The organism is Brevibacterium sp. XM4083 (assembly GCF_006489205.2).
Taxonomy (GTDB): domain Bacteria; phylum Actinomycetota; class Actinomycetes; order Actinomycetales; family Brevibacteriaceae; genus Brevibacterium.
Genome location: NZ_VFYR02000004.1, coordinates 576,873 through 599,196 on the forward strand (window position 1 = coordinate 576,873; position 22,324 = coordinate 599,196).

At 69.0% G+C, this 22,324-nt stretch carries 21 protein-coding genes; 12 read left to right on the top strand and 9 right to left on the bottom strand.

Features of this window, described 5'->3' with window-relative positions:
* Positions 1-38: 38 nt before the first annotated feature.
* Positions 39-854, bottom strand: coding sequence for a DUF8083 family protein (locus FJ887_RS15075; RefSeq protein ID WP_137825844.1), 816 nt, complete (start codon positions 852-854; stop codon positions 39-41).
* A 128-nt stretch (positions 855-982) separates the two neighbouring features.
* On the opposite strand from FJ887_RS15075, the gene FJ887_RS15080 reads away from it, so the two are divergent.
* Positions 983-1,210, top strand: coding sequence for a DUF3073 domain-containing protein (locus tag FJ887_RS15080; protein WP_137825870.1), 228 nt, complete (start codon positions 983-985; stop codon positions 1,208-1,210).
* A 78-nt stretch (positions 1,211-1,288) separates the two neighbouring features.
* On the opposite strand, the gene purM is transcribed toward FJ887_RS15080, so the two are convergent.
* From purM to FJ887_RS15095, 3 genes are read right to left on the bottom strand one after another with little or no spacing between them, the layout of a single operon-like run.
* Positions 1,289-2,392 carry a phosphoribosylformylglycinamidine cyclo-ligase gene (gene purM / locus FJ887_RS15085; RefSeq protein WP_137825843.1) on the bottom strand — a complete coding sequence of 368 codons (1,104 nt, stop codon included), beginning with the start codon at positions 2,390-2,392 and terminating at the stop codon, positions 1,289-1,291.
* A 1-nt stretch (position 2,393) separates the two neighbouring features.
* A complete protein-coding gene (gene purF, locus FJ887_RS15090) occupies positions 2,394-3,875 on the bottom strand; it encodes an amidophosphoribosyltransferase (protein ID WP_140955675.1) in 1,482 nt (493 codons plus the stop codon).
* Between the two features lie 44 nt (positions 3,876-3,919).
* Complete coding sequence (locus FJ887_RS15095; protein ID WP_137825841.1) at positions 3,920-4,384, bottom strand: hypothetical protein; 465 nt, start codon at positions 4,382-4,384, stop codon at positions 3,920-3,922.
* A 147-nt stretch (positions 4,385-4,531) separates the two neighbouring features.
* On the opposite strand from FJ887_RS15095, the gene FJ887_RS15100 reads away from it, so the two are divergent.
* The gene (locus FJ887_RS15100; protein ID WP_137825840.1) at positions 4,532-5,536 is read left to right on the top strand and encodes a universal stress protein; all 1,005 of its coding nucleotides are present in this window, start codon (positions 4,532-4,534) and stop codon (positions 5,534-5,536) included.
* 37 nt (positions 5,537-5,573) lie between these two features.
* On the opposite strand, the gene FJ887_RS15105 is transcribed toward FJ887_RS15100, so the two are convergent.
* The 4 genes from FJ887_RS15105 to FJ887_RS15120 all read right to left on the bottom strand — a co-directional run bounded on the left by FJ887_RS15105 (position 5,574) and on the right by FJ887_RS15120 (position 9,413).
* Complete coding sequence (locus FJ887_RS15105; RefSeq protein ID WP_137825839.1) at positions 5,574-6,479, bottom strand: EamA family transporter; 906 nt, start codon at positions 6,477-6,479, stop codon at positions 5,574-5,576.
* Between the two features lie 65 nt (positions 6,480-6,544).
* A complete protein-coding gene (locus FJ887_RS15110) occupies positions 6,545-7,987 on the bottom strand; it encodes an aldehyde dehydrogenase family protein (protein ID WP_137825838.1) in 1,443 nt (480 codons plus the stop codon).
* Entirely contained in the window at positions 7,984-8,385 is a 402-nt protein-coding gene (locus tag FJ887_RS15115) for a sterol carrier family protein (protein ID WP_137825837.1), read from the bottom strand. Before FJ887_RS15115 ends, FJ887_RS15110 begins: the two co-directional genes overlap by 4 nt.
* A gap of 2 nt (positions 8,386-8,387) precedes the next feature.
* The gene (locus FJ887_RS15120) at positions 8,388-9,413 is read right to left on the bottom strand and encodes an asparaginase (protein ID WP_137825836.1); all 1,026 of its coding nucleotides are present in this window, start codon (positions 9,411-9,413) and stop codon (positions 8,388-8,390) included.
* 33 nt (positions 9,414-9,446) lie between these two features.
* Here FJ887_RS15120 and purD point away from each other — a divergent pair, with 33 nt between their 5' ends.
* The 10 genes from purD to purQ all read left to right on the top strand — a co-directional run bounded on the left by purD (position 9,447) and on the right by purQ (position 20,508).
* Positions 9,447-11,741 carry a phosphoribosylamine--glycine ligase gene (gene purD, locus FJ887_RS18600; protein WP_137825835.1) on the top strand — a complete coding sequence of 765 codons (2,295 nt, stop codon included), beginning with the start codon at positions 9,447-9,449 and terminating at the stop codon, positions 11,739-11,741.
* Between the two features lie 302 nt (positions 11,742-12,043).
* The gene (locus FJ887_RS15130; RefSeq protein WP_137825834.1) at positions 12,044-13,540 is read left to right on the top strand and encodes an aminobutyraldehyde dehydrogenase; all 1,497 of its coding nucleotides are present in this window, start codon (positions 12,044-12,046) and stop codon (positions 13,538-13,540) included.
* Positions 13,541-13,691: 151 nt separating this feature from the next.
* A complete protein-coding gene (locus FJ887_RS15135) occupies positions 13,692-14,858 on the top strand; it encodes an ABC transporter ATP-binding protein (protein ID WP_137826833.1) in 1,167 nt (388 codons plus the stop codon).
* A gap of 1 nt (position 14,859) precedes the next feature.
* The gene (locus tag FJ887_RS15140; RefSeq protein WP_171007119.1) at positions 14,860-16,011 is read left to right on the top strand and encodes a polyamine ABC transporter substrate-binding protein; all 1,152 of its coding nucleotides are present in this window, start codon (positions 14,860-14,862) and stop codon (positions 16,009-16,011) included.
* Positions 16,008-17,006: an ABC transporter permease gene (locus FJ887_RS15145; RefSeq protein ID WP_137826831.1), complete on the top strand. Its 999-nt coding sequence runs from the start codon at positions 16,008-16,010 to the stop codon at positions 17,004-17,006. Before FJ887_RS15140 ends, FJ887_RS15145 begins: the two co-directional genes overlap by 4 nt.
* A 1-nt stretch (position 17,007) precedes the next feature.
* Entirely contained in the window at positions 17,008-17,871 is an 864-nt protein-coding gene (locus tag FJ887_RS15150; RefSeq protein ID WP_137826830.1) for an ABC transporter permease, read from the top strand.
* Positions 17,868-18,017, top strand: coding sequence for a hypothetical protein (locus tag FJ887_RS15155; protein WP_171007118.1), 150 nt, complete (start codon positions 17,868-17,870; stop codon positions 18,015-18,017). Before FJ887_RS15150 ends, FJ887_RS15155 begins: the two co-directional genes overlap by 4 nt.
* Position 18,018: 1 nt before the next feature.
* Positions 18,019-19,431 carry an NAD(P)/FAD-dependent oxidoreductase gene (locus FJ887_RS15160; RefSeq protein ID WP_137826829.1) on the top strand — a complete coding sequence of 471 codons (1,413 nt, stop codon included), beginning with the start codon at positions 18,019-18,021 and terminating at the stop codon, positions 19,429-19,431.
* 91 nt (positions 19,432-19,522) lie between these two features.
* Entirely contained in the window at positions 19,523-19,777 is a 255-nt protein-coding gene (gene purS / locus FJ887_RS15165) for a phosphoribosylformylglycinamidine synthase subunit PurS (RefSeq protein ID WP_137826828.1), read from the top strand.
* Positions 19,777-20,508 carry a phosphoribosylformylglycinamidine synthase subunit PurQ gene (gene purQ, locus FJ887_RS15170; protein ID WP_137826827.1) on the top strand — a complete coding sequence of 244 codons (732 nt, stop codon included), beginning with the start codon at positions 19,777-19,779 and terminating at the stop codon, positions 20,506-20,508. Before purS ends, purQ begins: the two co-directional genes overlap by 1 nt.
* Before the next feature lie 108 nt (positions 20,509-20,616).
* Here the strand turns inward: purQ and FJ887_RS15175 are convergent, their stop codons facing one another.
* Positions 20,617-22,131 (bottom strand): hypothetical protein, encoded by a 1,515-nt coding sequence (locus FJ887_RS15175; protein WP_137826826.1) that lies wholly within the window; start codon positions 22,129-22,131, stop codon positions 20,617-20,619.
* Positions 22,132-22,324: the final 193 nt, after the last annotated feature.

Sequence of the window (22,324 nt, forward strand, 5' to 3'; positions counted from 1 at the left end):
GGCCGGAGGGTGGCCTTCTCAGCAAGTGAGGGGGGCGGTCACGAACCGCGGGCGTAGAGGTTGAGCTGCTCCCACGCCGCGGCGTACTTCTGGAACGCCGCGGTCGCGGACTCGATGTCGTCGTTGCTCAGCGCCGTCACCCACGAGTCGACGAGCTCCGGGCCCTCGTTCGGCCACAGCACCTCGCTCATCCCGCCGAGGTCGAGTTCGAGGATCGAGTTCATGTCGAAGCTGTCGATCCACTGCGCGAGCACCCCGGTCTGCTCGACCATGTCGACGACCTTCGACTTCTCCGCGATGGTCTCCGCGGCCCACTCCATGCGCGCCGAGGCGGCGAGGATGTCGGTGCGGATGAGCACCCGCATCCCGGCCTCGGTCTCCTCGGTGATGACCTGGTCCTCCCCGAGGGAGAAGAAGAGCCACCATGCCGGGGGCACGTCCCAGGCCGAGACCCGGGTGAAGATGCGAGTGTCCTTCGTGTCCTGGAGCCACTCGGCGCGGTGGCCGGCCGCCCGCCGTCGGGCGGACTTCGGGGCGATGATGTCAAGGGTCGCCTTCGACGTGTGCTCGGTCAGCGACTCGAGCGCCTCCCACCCGCGGATGTCCTCCTGGGTGGGGCTGAAGCGGTCCACCCCGTCCGGGGTCTGAGACGCCGGGAGGAAGATCGGGGTGTTGCGGAACGACTCGGCCACCGGGTTCGGGGGAAGCGAGATCAAGCGCTGATCCGCGTCCGCCGCCACCTGCGCTTCGATGCGCGCACGGTTGTCCTCGACCTGCCTGTCTTGCAATTCGGAATGAACCACCGTGGGTTCGAAGATCCGCAGGGAGACGAGATATTCGCGACTGTAGGACATGGGTTCAGCCTATCCAAGGTCGCTTCCCGAAATGGAACTTCCCACCGCGAACAGGTAGGATTTAAGCGCATAGCAGAGATCTAGTCTGGGGCGAGCTGCCCCACATGACGACGGAGGGGGTCACGCCAGTGGGTCGCGGCCGCGCAAAGGCAAAGCAGATCAAGGTAGCTCGGAAGCTCAAGTACTACAGCCCCGACACTGATCTCAATCGTCTCCAACAGGAACTTGGCACGGACTCCCATGAGTCCTCCTCAACCGACGCCTATGACGACGAACCCGATTACTCGGAGTACGCGGACAAGTACAACGTCGACGACGAAGACGGCGACGACGAGTACACGGAGCGCCGCTCCTGAGCTGACCCCAGACGCATGAGGAGGGGCGGAGACGTGAAGTCTCCGCCCCTCCTCATGTGTCTCAGCGGATCATGTGTCTCAGCGGAGGATCGCGGCCCCGCCGTCGACGCCCTTGGCGCCCTGGACGTAGTCGAGCTCCCCGGACAGCGAACCGTCATCGGAGCGCACCTCACCGAGGATCCACGATCCCGGGCTCGCCGCGAGCACCTCGTCGACGCGATCGGCGGCGGTGACGAGCACCATGCCGACACCGAGGTTCCACGTCCGCTCGCGGTCCGCGCGCGGCACCCCGCCGAGGTCGCCGAGGACGGTGAAGACCGGGGGGATCTCCCACGAGTCCCGTGACATCGTCGCGACGAGACCGGGCGGCAGCACCCGGGCGATGTTCGCCGACAGGCCTCCGCCGGTGACGTGGGAGACGGCGTGGACGGCACCCGGCAGCGCCGTGAAGAGGGCGTTGAGTTCGCCCGTGTAGACATGCGTGGGAACGAGGAGCTCCTCGCCGAGGCTGCGCGAGAACTCCGGGACCTCCCGGCCCAGGTCCCAGCCCGCCTCGGCGATGATGTGCCTGACGAGGGAGTACCCGTTGGAGTGGATGCCCGAGGACGGCAGCGCGATGAGGACGTCACCGGCCTCGACCTTGTCGGGTCCGAGCAGCTTGTCGGCATCGACGACGCCCGTGGCGGCCCCGGCGACATCGTATTCGTCGACGCCGAGGAGGCCAGGGTGCTCCGCGGTCTCACCGCCGACGAGGGCGACATCGGCCTGCGCACACGCTTCGGCGATGCCGCGGACGATGTCGGCGATGCGCTCGGCCACGACCTTGCCGCACGCGATGTAGTCGGTCATGAACAGCGGCTTCGCCCCGCACACGATGATGTCGTCGACGACCATGCCGACGAGGTCGAAGCCGATCGTGTCGTGCTTGTCCAGCGCCTGGGCGATCGCGACCTTCGTGCCGACGCCGTCGGTCGACGAGGCGAGCAGCGGGCGCTCGTAGTCCTTGAGCACGGAGACGTCGAAGAGGCCCGCGAAGCCGCCGACCCCGCCGATGACGTTGGCGTTGTGGGTCGCGGCGACCGCTGACTTCATGAGCTCGACGGCCCTGTCGCCGGCCTCGACATCGACGCCGGCGGCGGCGTAGGTCGTCGTCTTCGCGGTGTCGGTCTCGTCTGGGCTCAACTCAGCATCCTTTGTCGGCGGGGGTGGTGTTGACGGGAATCGGGTACTCGCCGGAGAAGCACGCGGTGCACAGCTGGCTGCGCTCCTGCTTCGTCGCCTCGATCATCCCGTCGAGCGAGATGTAGCCGAGCGAGTCCGCACCGAGCGAGGTGCAGATCTCCTCGGTGCTCAGGCCGTTGGCGATGAGTTCGGCCCGGGTGGCGAAGTCGATGCCGTAGTAGCACGGCCACTTCACGGGCGGAGACGAGATGCGGATGTGGATCTCCTTGGCACCGGCCTCCCGGAGCATCCGCACAAGCGCACGCTGCGTGTTGCCGCGCACGATCGAGTCGTCGACGACGACGAGGCGCTTGCCCTCGATGTTCTCGCGGATCGGGTTGAGCTTGAGGCGGATGCCGAGCTCCCGCAGCGTCTGCGAGGGCTGGATGAACGTCCGGCCGACATACGCGTTCTTCATCAGTCCCTGGCCGAACGGGATGCCCGACTCCTCGGCGTAGCCGACGGCGGCGGGGGTGCCCGACTCCGGGGTGGCGATGACGAGATCGGCCTCGACGGGGAACTCCTGGGCGAGCTTGCGCCCCATCTCCGTGCGGGCGCCGTGGACGATCTGCCCGTCGAGGACGCTGTCGGGGCGGGCGAGGTAGACGTACTCGAAGACGCAGCGGGCCGGCTTCGCCTCGGCGAAGCGGAACGAGCGCAGCCCGTCCTCGTCGATGGCGATGAGCTCACCGGGTTCGACGTCGCGCACATGCGAGGCGCCGACGATGTCGAGGGCCGCAGTCTCCGAGGCGACGACCCAGCCGTTGGACAGCCGGCCCAGCGACAGCGGGCGGACCCCCTGCGGGTCGCGGGCGGCGTAGAGGGTGTTCTCGTCCATCAAGACGAGTGAGAACGCCCCGTCGACTTCGCAGAGCAGCTTGAGCGCGGCGTCGGTGAGGTCCTCGCCCTGTTCGGTCGCGAAGAGCTCGGTGACGAGTGAGGTGTCGTTCGAGGAGTCGCGGAAGGCGCGGGTGCGACTGCGCTTCTTCGTCGCCTCGGCGACGACCTTGTTCGCGTGGTCGCGGCGGGAGTCGGCGAGCTGCTCGAGCTCGTCGAAGTTCGTCAGGTTGCCGTTGTGGGCGAGCGCGACGGTGCCGAAGGGGGTGGGGCCGAGCGTCGGCTGCGCGTTCTCGAACGACGGCGATCCCGTCGTCGAGTAGCGGGTGTGGCCGACGGCGATGTGGCCCTGGAGGAGTTCGAGGTCGCGTTCGTGGAACACCTGCGAGACGAGGCCCATGTCCCGGTAGACGAGGATCTGGTTGCCGTTGCTCGCGGCGATGCCCGCGGACTCCTGCCCGCGGTGCTGGAGGGCGTAGAGCCCGAAGTAGGTGAGTTTGGCGATCTCCTCGCCCGGAGCCCAGACTCCGAATACCCCACAGGCATCCTGCGGTCCGCGGTCCAGGGGGTCGATTTCGTGGGTCAGCTGCCCGTCTCCTCTTGCCACGGAAAGAATTGTCTCACACGCGCGCGAAGGGGCTGACGGCCGCCTCAGGCCCCGGTCGTTGGGCGGGTGGAGCCGCCCTGGTCACCGGTGGTGCGCCGGTCGTCGGCAAGGGGTTCGGCAGGGGTCGCGGACGACGGTTCGGCAGGGGTCTCCGCGGCCGCCTCGGCGGGGATCTCCTCACCCCGCATCTCAGCGATCCGACGCTGGGCGATGACCTTCGGATCATCGACGAGGTCGATCTGCGCCTCGACCCGGTACTCGCGGGCCCGCTTGCGCCCCCGCCAGTCGAGGATGAGGGCGACGAGGCCGCCGACGAAGAGACCGCCGACGCCGAGGACGACGAGGAGCAGACCCGCGCCCTTGGCCACCGTGTACTCGGCGGGGACCTCGCTGGGGTCGATGACCAGGGTGAGCAGTCCCGCGAGGAGGACGCCGGCGATCGCACCGGCGGCCATGAATGCCGCGAACTTGGGGCTGCGACGCACCGAGACGTCGATCTGGTCCTTCATGATCTCCTTGGGGCAAGGTCAGCGAGTTCGATCGGCTCCAGTCTAGACGAGGCCCCGCAGACCCGCTCCCAGACAATCCCACAGCGACCGACTCTTCCCATAGACTGGCAGGAGGACACGGATGGGCTCTCACACACAGGGGTGGACATGTCACACACGATCATCGTCGGAATCGACGGTTCCGCCAACAGCCGCTGCGCCCTCGAATGGGCGATCGAGCACGCCAAGCTCACCGGTGCCCAGCTGCGCCTCGTCGCCGCCTACACCGTGCCCGGCATGAACATGAGCCGCGCCGACATCGTCTACCCGGCCGACTTCGACAACTCCGTCAAGGACTCGACCCGGCAGCTCTGCGAGTCCGCCGCCGAGGTGGCCCGGCAGGCGGGTGTGCCCGTGACGACGATCGTCGCCGTCGGTGACGCCTCGGGAGTCCTCATCGACAGCTCGTCGACGGCCGATCTCGCCGTCGTCGGGGCCCGCGGACACGGCGGGTTCTCCGGTCGGCTGCTCGGCTCGGTCGCGCTCGCGATGCCCGCGCACGCCCACAGCCCCACCGTCGTCATCCCGAGCACGTGGCCCGATCGTCCCGCCGCCGACGAGCACCAGCCGATCGACCAGCCGGTGCGCACCTCGCAGGACGGTCCCCGGGTCGATGCCTCGCAGGACTCGAAGGAGCGCCCCGACTTCACCGGTCAGATCGTCGCCGGCGTCGACCCGTTCGACACCGACAGCCCCGTGCTCCGGGAGGCCGCGGTCCAGGCGCAGCTCTACGGCAAGCCGCTCCACATCGTCGGCGTCACCGCCGCGCACATCCTCTCCCCCGAGTGGCTGCCGAGCGAAGAGCACCTGACGAAGCTCTACGACGAGGCGGCCGCGGCCGACGAACTCGCCGTGGCGACCCTGCGCGACGAGTTCCCCGACCTCGACATCCGCTGGTCAGTCTTCGATGCCCCGGCCACCGAGGTGCTCGTGTCCGCGTCGCAGACCGCCGACCAGATGATCATCGGCTCCCGGGGGCGCGGCGGCTTCGTCGCGACCCTCCTCGGGTCGACCTCGCAGGGCGTGCTCGCCCACTCGCTCTGCCCGACCCGAGTCGTCCGGGTGGGGCGGCGGACGAAGGCGGACAAGCACCCGAAGGCCGCCCAGGGCTGAGACCCTCGCCTGCGCTCAGCCGAGGGCGATGCTGCGCTCAGCCGAGGGCGATGAGTCCGATGCCGCCGACGACGATGACGGCGCCGGTGAGCTTCGCGGCGATGTTCCGCTCCCCGAAGAGCCACCACGCGAGCAGAGTGCCGATGATGATCGAGGTCTCCCGCACGGGCGCGACGAGGGCGACGGGCGCGGACTGCATCGCGTAGAGGACGAGGAGATAGGCCAGGGGTGAGAGCACCGCGACGGTGACGAGCGCCCACCGATGCTCCCCGACGACGGCCCGGAGGTCGGCGCGTCTGGCGCGGCCGCCGGGCAGCGTGACGAGACCGGCGCCCATGAGACCGGCGACGACGGCCTCGGAGACGGCGAAGTAGAGCAGCGGCGAGGTCGTCACGTGGTTGACGGCGAAGTCGTCCCACAGCGTGTACCCGGCGATGAATGTCCCGATGAGGGCACCCCACGCGAGACCGCGGGCCACCCCGCCGGACGGTTGAGCCCCGCCGGACGGGTCGACGCCGCCACGCGGCCGCACGGTGACGACGGCGATGCCGGCGAGCACGGTGAGCGCCCCGATGATCTCGACGGCGCTCAGCCGCTCCCCGAGGACGGTGACGGCGACGATGATCGTGAGCACCGGCCCGATGCCGCGGGCGCTCGGGTAGACGACGCCGAGAGGCGCATGATCGTAGCCTGCCTGCAGCGACACCGAGTACCCGATGTGGAGGAGTGCGCTGAGCAGGGCCGCGGCGAGCAGGCTCCCGTCGATCGACTGACGACCGGAGGCGATGAGCCAGATCGCGACCGGGGCGAGGAGAAGCGCACTGAGGCCGTGGTAGGCGAGGACGAACGCGTAGCCACGGCCGGCCACCGTCTTCGCCGCGAGGTTCCACAGAGCGTGCGCGACCGCGGCCCCGAGGACGAGCGCGAGGACTCCCGGCGTCAACTGCGCCCGCAGTGCCGTGAGGTGGGCAGAGCCCGCGCGGGCAGGGCCGCTACGAACAGAGCCATTCAGAGCTTGACGACGACGGTCTTCGTCTGCGTGTACTCGTCGAGGGCCTCCATCGACTTCTCGCGACCGTAGCCGGACTTCTTGAACCCGCCGAAGGGCAGTTCGACTCCCCCACCGGCCCCGTAGGTATTGACGAAGACCTGCCCGGCCTCCACCTCGGCGGCGAGCCGATGCGCCCGGGACAGGCTCTGGGTCCACAGCGCGGAGACGAGCCCGTAGTCGGTTCCGTTGGCCAGGGCCACCGCCTCATCGTCGTCGGCGAAGGTCATCGCGACGACGACGGGGCCGAACACCTCCTGCTGGGCGATCGTCGACCCCGGGGCGACGTTGTCGACGATCGTCGGGGCGATGAACGCGCCGCCTTCCAGGTCGGCGGCGAGCCCGGTCGGGCGGGAGCCGCCGGTGACGATGCGGGCGGCGCCGACGTCGGAGAGGAAGCCCTCGACGCGCTCCTGCTGCCGGGTCGAGATGAGCGGGCCGAGCATCGGGTCGTCGAGGCCGTGGCCGATCGTCACCTCGGCCAGTGCCGCCGCCGTCTTCTCGATGACCTCGGCGTGGATGTCCTGGTGGACGAGGAGGCGGGATCCGGCCGAGCACGTCTGTCCGGCGTTCTGGATGATCGAGCGCACGAGGGAGGGGATCGCCTCGTCGACGTCGGCGTCGGCGAAGACGAGGTTCGCGGACTTGCCGCCGAGTTCGAGGACGGTGGGCACGACGCGATCCGCGGCGGCGTGGGCGATCTGCGCACCCACCTGCGTCGACCCGACGAACCCGAGGTGCGCGATGCCGGGATGCTGTGCGAGGGCCGCACCCGCCTCGGCGCCGAGGCCGGTGACGACGTTGAAGGCGCCCGCGGGGAAGCCGACGGAGTGGATGAGCTCGGCCAGCCGCACGGTCGAGCGCGGCGTCTCATCGGCGGGTTTGGCCACCGCGCAGTTGCCGGTGGCGAGGCTCGTCGCCGCGGCCCGGCCGATGAGCTGGAGCGGGTAGTTCCACGCGACGATGTGCCCGGTCACCCCGTAGGGCTCACGGCGGGTGTACGCGTGCATGTCGTCGCTCAGCGGGATCGTCTGCCCGTGGTAGGCCTCGATCGTGTGCCCGTAGAACTCGAAGTAGCGAGCGCACACGTCGACGTCCGCATAGGCCTGGGTGAGCGGTTTGCCCGTGTCCTCGGATTCGATCCGGGCGAGCTCGTCGCGGTGGGCGCCGATCGCCGCGGCCGTGGCGACGAGGAGGCGGGAGCGTTGCTCGGGACTCGAGCGCCGCCACTCCCGCTGGGCCTTCGCCGCGGCCGTCACCGCTCGATCGATCTCCTCGGCCCCACCCCGGGAGACATCGCCGAGGTGGTCGCCGGTGGCCGGGTCGATGTTCGCGTACGTCGTCAGGGAGGGCACATGTCGGCCGCCGATGAACGAGGTCGTCTGGGTGATCTGCGCACTCATCGGGGTCCCTCCAGGTCCGCGGTCGTGAACAGCGGCACGTAGCCGCTGAGATCCGCGCGTGTGCCCGAGGCATCGACCGTGCCGGCGGCGAGCGCCTCGGCGAAGCCGACCCGTCCGGTGACGAGGCCGAGCCACACCTCGGCGGAGGTCTCGACGACATTGGGCGGGGTGCCGCGGGTGTGCCGGGGGCCGGGAATGCACTGGGTGACCCCGAAGGGCGGCACGCGGACTTCGACGCTGTTGCCCTCGGCGCGGGAGGCGAGCTCCTCGAGGGTGAAGCGCACCGCGGTCGCCACCGTCGTCCGGTCCGCCGGCGCGCCGTCGGCATCGCCCTGGGCCACCCACATCTCGAGTGCGCGTCGTCCCTGTTCAGGGTCTATTCGTCGTCGAATCGCCATCGTCAGAACCTCGCTCCTTCAGCTGCATCTTCGCTCACCCGCACGGTGCCGACCACAGCTGTCCGCCCCTCGGAATCCGTGCCGCCGGTGACGGGGTCGGTGATCGCCGCCGCCACCTCGGCGAGGTCGGCCGCGGCGATGTCGGACAGCGCCCCGACCCGGTCGAGCAGGGTGAGGGCGACGAGCCCCGTGGCCCGTGAGGACCCGTCGAGGCATTTGAGCGCCACGGCGTGACCGTCGCGGGTGGCCATGACGATGACCCCTTCGGCGCCGCCCTTGGCGAAGACTCCGAGGTGGTCGATGACCGTCGTGTTCGGTCGCTCGTGCCCTTCGATCGCCCACGGGTCGGCGAAGACCGCGTCGGTGATCGTCCGAGAGTCCGCGTCGGCGCCGGGGCCGACGACCCGGCCGATGGCGCGGGCGAGGCCGGTGAGGCTGAGCGCGAACACAGGCGCCCCGCACCCGTCGACGCCGACCGCGGCGGGGGTCTCGCCGGCGAAGTCGGCGACCACCTCGGCGACGCACTGCTGCACGGGATGGGACGGGTCGAGGTAGGTCGCGGTGTCGGCGTCCTGGGCGCGGGCGGCGAGCAGGAACGCGGCGTGCTTGCCCGAGCAGTTGAAGTGCACCGGAGAGCGGGGATCGCCGGCCGCGGCGAGGCTGCGGCGGTAGGCCCCGTCGGCGGGATGGACGGACGGGCACCGGAGGTCGGCGGCGCTGAGGCCACCGGAGGCGAGCATCTCCTCGACGACGGCGACGTGTCCGGCCTCGGAGCGGTGGGAGGCGGTGGCGAGAGCGGCAGCCGGACCTGCCAGCTGCGCGCCGAGGGAGAGCGCGGCGCGCGCCTGGAGCGGTTTGAGGCTCGAGCGGGTGAACACCGGGGCCTGCGGGGCGCCCAGGCGGAGGAGTTCGTCGCCGTCGGGGCCGACGACGACGGCGGACCCGATGTGGCGTGACTCGACGAATCCGCTGCGTTCGACGACGGCGAGGCAGGCCGCCTCGGCGGGCGTGAAGGTGGAGAGACTCACGCACTCAAGCGTACGACCTTATAGGCTGGTCGTGTGAAGGTTCTCGTCATCGGGTCGGGCTCCCGCGAACACGCCCTCGTCCTTGCTCTCAGCCGCGACCCCCAGGTCGACGCCGTCATCGCCGCCCCCGGGAATCCGGGGATCGCGGCGATTGCGCACACCGCGGACGTCGACGCCTCCGATGCCGCCGAGGTGACCGCGCTGGCCGAGCGCCTCGACGTCGATCTCGTCGTCGTCGGACCCGAGGCCCCGCTCGTCGCCGGTGTCGCCGACGCCCTGCGGGAGGCCTCGTTCCCCGTGTTCGGTCCGAGCGCGGCCGCCGCGCACCTCGAGGGGTCGAAGGCGTTCGCGAAGGAGATCATGGAGGCTGCTGGCGTGCCGACGGCCCGGACCGTCGTCGCCTACACCCTCGACGAGGCGGCCGCTGCCCTCGACGACTTCGGCGCCCCCTTCGTCGTGAAGGCCGACGGTCTCGCCGCGGGCAAGGGCGTCGTCGTCACCGACGACCGGGAGGCAGCGCTCGCCCACGCCCGCTCGTGCCTCGAGGTCTCCGACCGCGTCGTCATCGAGGACTACCTCGACGGCCCCGAGGTCTCCCTCTTCGTCCTCTGCGACGGCACCCGGACGGTCCCCCTGGCCCCGGCACAGGACTTCAAGCGCATCGGCGACGGCGACACCGGACCGAACACCGGCGGCATGGGCGCCTACTCGCCGCTGCCGTGGGCGCCTGCGGGTATGGTCGACGACATCGTCACCACCGTCGCCCAGCCGGTCGTCGATGAGATGGCCCGCCGCGGCACCCCGTTCTCCGGCCTCCTCTACTGCGGTCTCGCGCTGACCTCGAAGGGCCTGCGCGTCGTCGAGTTCAACGTCCGCTTCGGCGACCCCGAGACCCAGTCCGTCCTCGCCCGCCTGAGGACCCCGCTCGGGCAGACGCTGCTCGCCGCCGCCGAGGGCCGTCTCGACGAGGTCGGGGAGCTCGACTGGGATCCGCGCACCTCGGTGACCGTCGTCATGGCCGCCGAGAACTACCCCGACCGGCCGACGACCGGGGACATCATCCGCGGTCTCGACGCCGCCGATGCGCGCGAGGGCATCGATGTCCTCCACGCCGGCACGGCGCTCGCGACAGGGCCCGGCGCCGGGTACGCGCCGGAGGACACGATCATCACCGAGGACGTCGCCGAGACCGGGGACATCGTCACCGCGGGCGGGCGGGTCCTCTCCGTCGTCGCGCTCGGAACCGACCTCGACGAGGCGCGGGCCCGGGCGTATGCCGCGGTCGCTGAGATCTCGTGGGACGGTGAGCAGCACCGCCATGACATCGCCGAGGCGGCCGCCCGGGGACGGATCGCGCTCGCTCCCATCTACGGGGGTGCCGTTGCGTCGTCGGATGCCGCTCCTGCCGCGGGCAAAGCCCCTTCTGCAGGCCTCGACGCGGACGCCCCGACGCTGCCCGGGTGGACGCACGCGTACTCGGGCAAGGTCCGCGACCTCTACATCCCCGAGGACGCCGCGGACATCGCCTCGGCCGACCGCCTCCTCATGGTCGCCTCCGACCGGATCTCGGCCTACGACTGGGTGCTCGATTCGGAGATCCCCGACAAGGGCCGCGTGCTCACGGGCCTGAGCCTGTGGTGGTTCGACCAGCTCGCTGACGTCATCGGCAACCACGTCATCAGCTCCGCTGTCCCCGACGCGGTGCGCGGACGCGGACTCATCGTGCGCAACCTCGCGATGATCCCCGTCGAGGCCGTCGCCCGCGGGTACCTCACGGGCTCAGGGCTCACCGACTACCGGGCGACCGGCGCCGTGTGCGGAGTCGCCCTGCCCGCCGGGCTCGACGAGGCCGACCGGCTCGAACCGGCGATCTTCACCCCGGCGACGAAGGCCGCGCTCGGCGACCACGACGAGAACGTCTCCTTCGACGAGGTCGCCGAGACCATCGGCGAGGAGCAGGCGAGCGCGATCCGCGACCTCACCCTCGAGATCTACCGGCGCGCCGAGATCATCGCCCGGGAGCGGGGCATCGTGCTCGCCGACACGAAGTTCGAGTTCGGAACCCTGCCCGACGGCACGATCGTCCTCGCCGACGAAGTGCTCACTCCCGACTCCTCGCGCTTCTGGGACGCCGACAGCTACGCCCCGGGCACCGCACAGGCGAGCTTCGACAAGCAGTTCGTCCGCGACTGGCTGACGACGGAGTCCGGCTGGGACCGGGCGTCGGACACTCCCCCGCCGGCTCTGCCCGCGGAGGTCGTCGAGAAGACCCGCGCACGCTACATCGAGGCCTTCGAAACGCTCACCGGCGAGACCTTCCCCGCCTGAGCCCGACTTCAGGGCGCAGAGTGTCGACCGCGGCGCGCGCGGTCGACACTCTGCGTCCTGAAGTCTGTTGAGGGGCGGTTCGCGGCCGCCTCGCCGGCCCACGCGGCGCCGGAGCTGCGCGGTGCCACTGGTTTCGCAGGTGTTCGGCGCGGACCGTCACTGTTCACAGCGGGCGCCTTGTCTCGCACAACGGATCTAGTAGACCTCACCATCGAAATCCGTTACAGTGATCGGCAACAGTGATCCGTGCCACACGTTCCGTCGGCATCGGGTCGACACGCACAAGGCGGGAATCGATATGCATGCACTACTGGAACGGCGAACACCACGAGGGACGCGGAGCACCGTTCACCCTCACCAATCCCGCCACCGGTGAGACGACCGGCGAGTACGCACTCGCCGACGCCGCCGATGTCCGCGACGCCGTCGCCGCGGCGAAAGCCGCCTACCCCGGCTTCAAGGCGCTGACGCCCGGCGAACGCGCCGAGCTCCTGCTGCGCCTCGCCGAGGAACTCGAGAAGCGCAGTGACGAGATCGCCGCGCTCGAATCGCAGCAGACCGGCAAGTCGATCCGCCTCGCCACCGAATTCGACGTCCCGGGCTCGATCGACAACGCGCGCTTCTTCGCCGGAGCCGCCCGACAGCTGACCGGGCTGTCGGCGGGCACGTACTGGGAGCAGTCGACGTCGATGATCCGCCGCGAGCCCCTCGGCGTCATCGGCTCGATCGCCCCATGGAACTACCCGCTGCAGATGGCGGCATGGAAGATCCTGCCCGCCGTGGCGGCGGGCAACACGATCGTGCTCAAGACCTCGGAGATGACGCCGGGCACCTCGCTCATCCTCGCCGAGGCGGCCACCGCAGCGGGCTTCCCGCCCGGGGTCATCAACGTCATCGCCGGTGACGGCCGGGAGGCGGGCGAAACCCTCGTCACCCACCCCGACGTCGTCATGACCTCCTTCACCGGGTCGACACCGGTCGGCCGGCGGATCATGGAGCTCGCCGCCGCCAAGGGCAGCCGCGTCCACCTCGAGCTCGGCGGCAAGGCCCCGCTCGTCGTCTTCGCCGATGCCGACATCGAGGCAGCCGCCCGCGGCGCCGTGGCCGGTTCGCTCATCAACTCCGGGCAGGACTGCACCGCTGCGACCCGGGCGATCGTCGCCGCCGAGCACTTCGAGGCGTTCACCGACCGGGTCGTCGAGCTCATGGGCGGCGTCCGCCTCGGCGATCCCGCCGACCCGGCCACGGACATGGGCTCGCTCATCTCACTCCCCCACCGCGACCGGGTCGCCGCCATGGTCGCCCGCGCCGGGGACCATGGGGCGACGATCCGCACCGGCGGGACGATCCCGACGACGAACCACCTCGGCGAGGATCTGCCCGGGACCCCGGAGACGACCGCGTACTACGCGCCGACGCTCATCACCGGCATCGGCACCGACGCCGAGGTGTGGCGCGAGGAGATCTTCGGACCTGTGCTCGTCGCAGTCCCCTTCGACACCGATGACGAGGCGATCGCGCTGGCCAACGACACCCCGTACGGTCTCGCGGCGAGCGCGTGGACGCGGTCGACGAACCGCACCCTGCGGGCGGCCGCGGACATCGAGGCCGGCTGCGTGTGGATCAACGAGCACATCCCCATCGTCTCCGACATGCCCCACGGCGGGTACAAGGCCTCGGGGTTCGGCAAGGACATGAGCCAGTACTCGTTCGACGAGTACACCCAGATCAAACACGTCTTCGTCGACCAGCATGAGGATCCGCATCACGCGTGGCAGGACACGATCTTCACGACGTGATGGACACCCCGGGCACCGGCAGCCGATCCTGCCCGCCCGGATCACCGGCGCGCCTGGGTCCCCCAGCCAGCACTGACCGCCGACCTCGCGGACGGCATCGTCGCCTGCGCCCCCACCCCTGAAGAGCCCCCACCCCTGAAGAAAGGCCATCATGACCGCTGCCACAGACACCACGGCGGCTCCGCCGTCACCCACCGAGATCTCCCACCTCGAGATCCGCGGGGTGAAGAAGACCTTCGGTGACAACACCGCCATCGAGAAGCTCGACCTCGGGGTGCGTCAGGGAGAGTTCCTCTCGCTGCTCGGCCCATCGGGCTGCGGCAAGACAACACTGCTGCGGATGATCGCCGGATTCGAAGCCCCGACGTCGGGGCAGATCCTCCTCGACGGCCGGGACATCGTCGCGTTGCCACCGCACCGACGCCCCGTCAACACCGTGTTCCAGTCGTATCTGCTCTTCCCCCACATGAACATCGCCGACAACATCGCCTACGGCCTCAAGCAGTCGAAGACACCGAAGGCTGAGATCGCCGACCGCGTTCGCGATGCGCTCTCCCTCGTGCGGATGGAGGAGTTCGCCGACCGCAAGCCCGAACAGCTCTCGGGAGGACAGCAGCAGCGCATCGCTCTGGCACGGGCACTGGTCAACCGACCCCAGGTCCTCCTCCTCGACGAACCGATGTCGGCCCTCGATCGGAAGCTGCGCGAAGAGATGCAGCTTGAGCTCAAACGCCTGCATGCCAAGCTCGACACCACCTTCGTCTTCGTCACCCACGATCAGGAGGAGGCCCTGGCGATGAGCGATCGCATCGTCGTCATGTACGACGGCGTCATTCAGCAGATCGGGTCCGGTGAGGAGATCTACGCCGACCCCGCCAACGGCTTCGTCGCCGGCTTCATCGGCAAGCAGAACTTCGTGCCCGCCGAGGTGACCTCCCTCGACGGAGAATTCGCGACGCTGCGCACGGCGAACACGGTGATGGAGACGACGCAGCGCGAGGCCCGCCCCGCCTCGGCGACGGGTACGACCCGGCAGCTCGACGTCGGTGACCGCGTGCGGGTGGCGATCCGTCCCGAACGGATGCGGGTGTCCCCGGCCCGCGGTGAGGTGCCGGGGCCGAATGCCGCGCGCGGACGGGTGCTGTCGACATCGTTCCTCGGCGATGTCGTCCAGTACATGGTCGTCGTCGGCGACAACGACGAGATCCTTGCCCGGGTTCCCGCAGCCGGCCAGCCGGTCCTCGGCGCCGACGCCGAGGTCGATCTCAGCTGGGATGCCGACGCCGTAGCTGTCTACGGCGCAGAGGACGGTGCCTGAGATGCCCGATGTGCACTTCCTGGCGCCGCGGGCGGCGGCGAAGCGGCTGAGCCGGCGTGCCGTGCTCGCCGGGTTCGGCGTCGTCGGCCTCGGGGCTCTGAGCGCGTGCGGGAGGACAACGAAGATGGCGGCGTCTCCTCCCGTCGACGGTGAGCTCGAGTCGAAGCTCAACCTCTACTCCTGGGGCGACTACGACAACCCCGACCTCATCGAAGCCTTCAAGGATGAGTACGACGTCCTCGTCCAGGTCGACTCGTACGGATCGAACGAGGAGCTCATCGCTAAGCTCTCGACGTCCCGGGGCACGTCGGGCTACGACGTCGTCGTCCCGACGGGGTCGAACATCCCGCAGATGCTCAACCACAATCTGCTCCAGCGACTCGACCTCTCGCTCATCCCGAACTTCGCCCACATGGATCCGAACTTCACTCGCCAGTACTTCGATCCCGAGAACGAGTACTCGATCTGCAAAGCATGGGGAACGACGGGATTCGTCTACGACACGACGACGATCCCGCGAGACCTGACCAGCTGGCAGGACTTCATCGACACCGCGCAGCAGGAGGCCGCGGGCACGACCTCGCTGCTCGAAGACCCCTGGGAAGTCAGCGCGATCGCCCTTGCCGCCCTCGGATACAGCCTCAACACCGAGGACGAGAGCGAGCTCGAGGAGGCCCGGGCAATCGTCGTCGACCAGCTCGCCCCGAACACGAAGGCCTACATCGGCAATGTCGCCACCGGCATGATCCAGGGCAGCTTCACTCTCCTCCAGGCGTTCAACGGCGACGCCAGGCAGGGGCTGTCGGAAGTCCCGAACCCCGACGATTGGAAGTTCGTGTTCCCCACTCCTTCGGCAAACCTGTGGATGGACAACTGGTCGATCGCCACGGGTGCACCCCACCCGGACTCCGCGCACGCCTTCATCAACCAGATGATCTCCCCGGAGACCGCAGTCGACCAGCTCGACTACATCGGCTATCCGATCGGGACGAAGGGTCTGGCGGAGGCGGCCAAGCAGGCCGACCTCAGCGAACAGGACCTCATCTTCCCCACCCAGGAGGTCCTCGACCGACTGGAGCCGAGCAAGCAGACCCCGGCAGATCAGATCAGAACCCAGATCTACGCCGACGCACAGGCAAGGAGCGGAGCATGAGCACATCCTCCCAGCCGCTGACCGACGGCACCGCCGAGGCGGCATCCGATCGCAGAGGAACAGAGCAGGGCGGCACGGCAGCGTCACGAACCAGGCGGCTCTCCGCTCGCATCTTCGGCGCCTCTGCAATGTCGTTCCCGACGTGGGCGTACGCGCTCTTCTTCTTCATCATCCCTGTCGCCTTGGTCATCTTCTACAGCTTCGGCTACAAGCCCGACCAGTTCACCGCAGTCGCCACTGACCAGCTCTCCTTCGACCGCTATCCCGAAGCTCTGTCGGCGAGCTTCGTCACGACGTTCTTCGCGACCCTGCGGATCTCAATCCTCGGCACGCTGCTGTGCCTGCTCATCGCACTGCCCTTCGCATACTGGCTGGCGATCAAGGTCTCCCCCGCCCACCGGTCACTGGCCCTCGCCCTCGTCATGGTCCCTTTCTGGACGAACTTCCTCGTCCGCACCCTGGGCTGGCAGATCATGCTCTCCCCGGACGGCTTCCTCTCGCAGTGGATGCAGGGCATCGGTCTTCTCGATGCGCCCCTCGACATCCTCTACACTCGCGCGGCGGTTCAGATCGGCGTCGTCTACAACTACCTGCCGCTGATGATCCTCCCGCTGTTCGTCGCCATCGACGCCTCGGGAAAGAAGCTGCGGGAAGCCAGCTACGACCTCGGCGCCGGCAAGGTGACGACGTTCCTCCGGGTCACCCTGCCCATGGCGATGCCTGGCATCGTCTCCGGATGTCTGCTGGTCTTCATTCCGCTCAACGGCGACTACGTCACCGCCACCGTCCTCGGCGGAGCGAGCGGGTCGATGATCGGGCAGCTCATCGCCAACCAATTCAACACGGCCCAGAACTGGGCGCTCGGAGCGGCGATGGCGATGATCCTCATCATCGCCACCCTCGCCGTCGTCGGTCTGGGCTTCGCCCTGCTCTGGGTGGGACAGAGGATCGCGGCGCGGCTGGGCAGTGTGCCGCTGACGGACGGGAAGGTCTGACATGTCGAAGAAGAACACGTTCGCCAGGAGGACACCCACTGACATCGGCCTCCATGTCTGGGGCATCCTCGTCTTCATCTACCTGTTCATTCCGATCGCCGTCATCATCGCGTACTCGTTCAACACCGGCAGGGTGCTCGCGAACTTCCGCGGCTTCGGGCTCGACGCCTACATCGCCGGCCTCAACAACGACATCATCATCTCCTCGGTCGTGACCAGCCTCCAGGCCGCCGTCGGCGCTGCAATCGTCTCGACGGTCTTCGGCACCCTCGGAGGGGTGGCACTCGCCCGCGCGCCGAAGGGCGCCTGGTGGGCGCTCGGGCTCACCGGCGTCCTCGCCCTGACCCTTGTCACTCCGGAGATCGTCGACGGCATCTCGTTCCTGCCGTGGTTCGTCACCCTCGGCGTCGACTGGGGGCTGACACCGCTCAACAACGGCCTCGTGCGCCTCATCATCTCCCACGCGATGTTCTCCATGGCGATCGTCACCTTCATCGTCCGCGCCCGGCTCGCGGGCATCGACTCCGAACTCGAGGACGCCGCGGCGGACCTCGGCGCGAGCCCGTGGCGGCAGTTCCGGGACATCACCCTGCCGATCGCCGCGCCGGGCATCCTCGCCGGAGCCCTCATGTCGTTCACCGTCAGTCTCGACAACACCATCCTCTCGAGCTTCGTGCAGCAGCCCGGCTACACCCCGTGGCCGGTCTACATCTTCTCCGCCGTCCGAGTCGCACTGCGCCCCGAGGTCGCGGCGATCTCGACGGTGATGTTCCTACTCACCCTCGCCGCCCTGGCATTCGTCGCCTTCGTCCTCCGCAAGGCCGGCGGCAGTTCGACGGAGATCATCAAGACCATGGCAGGATGAGCGCCGAGGCGGTGCGCATCCCCGCCGTCGACGATCAGTTCCAGCACCCCTACCACCAGCACCACCAGTACCAGCACCACCAGTGCCGTCCGGCGGACCGACCGTCGGCAGGCAGAAGCGATGCCGCAAGGCAGAAAGCGAAGTGACATGGACGTCAAAGCCGCATTGGCCGACGCCTCCACCGTTCCGTTCTGGCTCGACACCGACGCCCGGCCGCAGCCGCTGCCGCCGCTGGCGCGGGATCTCGAGGCCGATCTCGTCGTCGTCGGCGGCGGGTTCACCGGGCTGTGGACCGCCCTGCAGGCGAAGGAGCGCGACCCCGACCGGCACGTCGTCCTCCTCGAGGCGAACACCGTCGGCTGGGCGGCCTCGGGCCGCAACGGCGGGTTCTGCGCCGCCAGCCTCACCCACGGCTACGACAACGGGGAGTCGCATCTGCCGGCGGAGAACGAGCGCCTGGCAGCCCTCGGCCGGGAGAACCTCGACGCGATCGAGGCCGCCGTCTCCCGCTACGGCATGGACTGCGAGTTCGAACGCACCGGCGAGCTCGACGTCGCGACCGAGGACTACCAGGTCCCCGGCCTGCGGGAGGCCCACGACCCCGACGCCGGGTTCGTCTTCCTCACCCAGGAGGAGCTCGCGACGGTCGTGAAGTCCCCGACGTACAAGGGCGCGCTGTGGGACTCACAGGAGGTCGCGATGCTCAACCCGGCGAAGCTGTGCTGGGAGCTGCTGCGCGTCATCCGGGACCTCGGCGTCGAGGTCTACGAGGGCACGAAGGTCACCGACGTCAGCGACCGGAAGCAGACGGTCGCGGTGAGCACCGAACCGGTCTCCGGTGCCGCCACGGCAGCCGGGGCGGCGACGATCACGGCGCAGCGGGTGGCACTGGCGACGAACGTCTTCCCCTCCCTCCTCAAGCGGGCGAGCCTCCGCACCGTGCCCGTCTACGACTATGCGCTGATGACGGAACCCCTCAGCGACGACCAGATGGCGGCGATCGGCTGGGAGGGCCGGCAGGGCATCGGCGACTGCGCGAACCGCTTCCACTACTACCGACTCACGGCCGACAACCGCATCCTCTTCGGCGGCTGGGACGCCGTCTACCACTACGGGCGGCAGGTGTCGTGGAAGTACGACCAGAACCAGGCGACCTTCGAAACCCTCGCCCGGCACTTCTACGAGACGTTCCCGCAGCTGGCGGACGTGAAGTTCACCCACAAATGGGGTGGGGCCATCGACACGTGCTCCCGGTTCTTCGCGTTCTTCGTCACCGCCTATGACCGGAAGGTCGCGATGGCGGCCGGGTTCACCGGCCTCGGCGTCGGCGCCTCACGGTTCGCCGGCACCGTCATGCTCGACCTGCTCTCCGGTGAGGAGACCGAGCTGACGCAGCTGGAGATGGTGCGCAAGCGGCCGCTGCCGTTCCCGCCCGAACCGGTGGCATGGCTCGGCATCAGGATGACGACGAACGCTCTCATCAAGGCCGATGAGAACCAGGGCCGGCGCGGTCCGCTGCTCAAGGTCCTCGACGCCGTCGGCATGGGCTTCGACTCCTGAGCCGCCGGGCCGGGCTCCTCTGCGCGCTTGATAGACTTTTCCCGAGCGCGGGAGGAGCTCCCGCGCCCCGTTGTGAAGGAGTCAAACACGCATGGCACGTGTCGTCGTTGAAGTGATGCCCAAGCCCGAGATCCTCGACCCGCAGGGCAAAGCGATCTCCGGTGGTCTCGCTCGACTGGGGTTCCCCGGTTTCGGTGAGGTCAGGCAGGGCAAGCGCTTCGAACTCGAGGTCGAGGGAGAAGCCACCGACGAGGTGCTCGCCCAGGCGCGCGAAGCCGCCGAGACTCTCCTGTCGAACCCCGTCATCGAGAACGTCGTCGCCGTCCGCGTCGCCGAGGACGCCTGATGACGGCCACCGCCGCAACCGACTCCGCGACGGCGTCGGCGTCCGGTCCGAGAATCGGCGTCGTCACGTTCCCCGGCACCCTCGACGACCGTGACGCGGCCCGCGCTGTCACCCTCGCGGGCGCCTCGGCGGTCAATCTCTGGCACGCTGACTCCACGCTCTCCGGCGTCGATGCGGTCATCCTGCCCGGCGGGTTCTCCTATGGGGACTACCTGCGGGCCGGGGCGATCGCCCGCTTCGCCCCGATCATGGACGCCGTCGTCGCGGCCGCGAACGCCGGGATGCCGGTGCTCGGCATCTGCAACGGCTTCCAGGTCCTCTGCGAGTCCCATCTGCTGCCCGGGGCGCTCATCCGCAACGAGGACCAGCACTTCGTCTGCCGCGACCAGGATCTCCTCGTGGAGAACGCGGACACCGCGTGGACCGGTGACTACGAGCAGGGCCAGACGATCACGATTCCGCTGAAGAACGGCGAGGGCGGCTACGTTGCCACCGACGAGGTGCTCGACGAGCTCGAGACGACCGGTCGCGTCGTCTTCCGCTACCAGGGTCTCAACCCCAACGGCTCGCTGCGCGACATCGCCGGCATCACGAATGAGGCGGGCAACGTCGTCGGACTCATGCCTCACCCCGAGCACGCTGTCGAGGCCGGCTACGGCCCCGCGAGCACCGGTGTCGACGGGCAGGGATTCTTCTCGTCAGCCGTGCGCACTCTGCTCGCGTCCCGCTGAGCGCAGACACGCGAATCGGTCCCGGTTCCCCGACTCAACCTCGGGGACCGGGACCGATCTCGTTTCGCCGTCCGGCCGGGACGAGTCACCGACCTGACGGGAGTTCTGTCATCCCTTCAGCTGTCCGCGGCGGCGGGCGAAGAGGACCGCTCCCGCTCCTGCGAGGATGAGGATGGCGCCGGCGCCGAGACCGGTGAGTTCTGCACCGGTGCGGGGCATCGACCCGTTGTTGCCGCCGCCGGAACCTCCCCCGCCGTTACCGCCGCCGCCACCGCCACCGGAGCCGGTGACCGTGAACCCGCTGTTCATGACGTAGTCGCCGCAGGTGGCTTGGACGGTGTACTTCCCGACGTACGCCGCGGGATCGTTCTCCAAACCGTAGGTCTGCACCGCGGCGACATCTCCGCCGTCGGCCGGGGCCGTCCGGTCGTAGAGGAGGACGTCGCTGCTGTTCCAGACCTGGAAGCGGACCTCATCGGCGACCAGGCAGTCGACGACCGCCATCGTCACGCCCTTGTCGCGGTTGACGAAGTCGGCGCCGGAGATCGTCTCCGGCCAGACCGAGAGGGTGGGCTCAAGGGTCTCATCGCCGTCCGCGGTGACCGTGAACGTGCCCTCCTGGAACATGTCACCGCAATCGGCCGTGACGAGGTACTGGCCGATGAACGCGTCCGGGTCGGTATCGCCGACCTCGGGAACCCAGGTCACCACGGCGGCGGTGTCCTCGCCGGCTTCCTGGCTCGCTTCGAAGACCACGGTATCCGGGTCGTAGGCGGTGGTGATCATGATGTTGACGTCGGAATCCATCCGGCAGCCGGACATCATCACGGTCACACCACTGGTGAGGAAGTCGGAGACCTGCTGCGAACCCGGGGTGATGTCGAGAGTCGTGCCCGATGGCGGCGGCTCGGTCTCGTCACCGACGACGGTGGCGCTGGCCGAATACGTCTCGTTCTGGTCGCCGCGCTGAACGCTGACGGTCACCGTGACGGTGTCGCCGGGCTCGTACGCGGCCTCGGTGTAGTACACACCGGTGAATGAACCGTCGGCGTCCACGGTTGCGTGACTGCCGTCGCCGTCGCCCCATCCGATGCCATCTCCTTCGAGGACACCGTCGACGAAGAAGCGAATGCCTTTGTCGGGGTCGCTGAGGTCCGACACGGTGACCTCATCGGACTCGAGGTACATGGTGGCGTCGATCGGCTCATCTGTGGGGGATTCCGTCGGGGTCTCGGTGGGGGTGCCTTCGACGTCCGCTTCGGCGGGGGTCGAGGGATCGGTGGAGCCATCGGTCGCGGCTTCGTCCGTCGCACCGGACGAATCATCGCTGCCGGTGGAGTCGTCGCTGCCCGAGGTGTCGGCGGTGCTCATGTCACCGCCGGAGGAGTCGTCGGTTCCCTGCGACGTGGAGTCATCGGTGCCGGTGTCCGTACCGGTGTCGGTGCCGGTGTCCGTGGTGTCGCCGGGCGGGGTTCCGCCGTCAGCGCTGCCGTCGGGATCCGGCATCGCCATGAGAGTCGTCTGCCCCGCTGCTCCGTCCGCTGCCACGGAGGCGGCGGCCGGCAGGGAGCCCATGGTGGCGACGGCGAGTGCCACCGTCGTCGCGAGGATGAGGCGTTTCATGATCGTCCTTCCAGCGGGGCCTGGAGCTGCCACGGTGCTCGTGGCTGCTTGTCGAGGACACTACGTCTGTGCGCCGCGACTGGGGACTTATGAACATTGAGTTCATGACGATTCTGTGATGCAGGTCACGGCATCCTGTTATCGTTTCGTCACTGTTCGGATGATGGGCGCGCACGGTGGGGTCCGTCGCGGA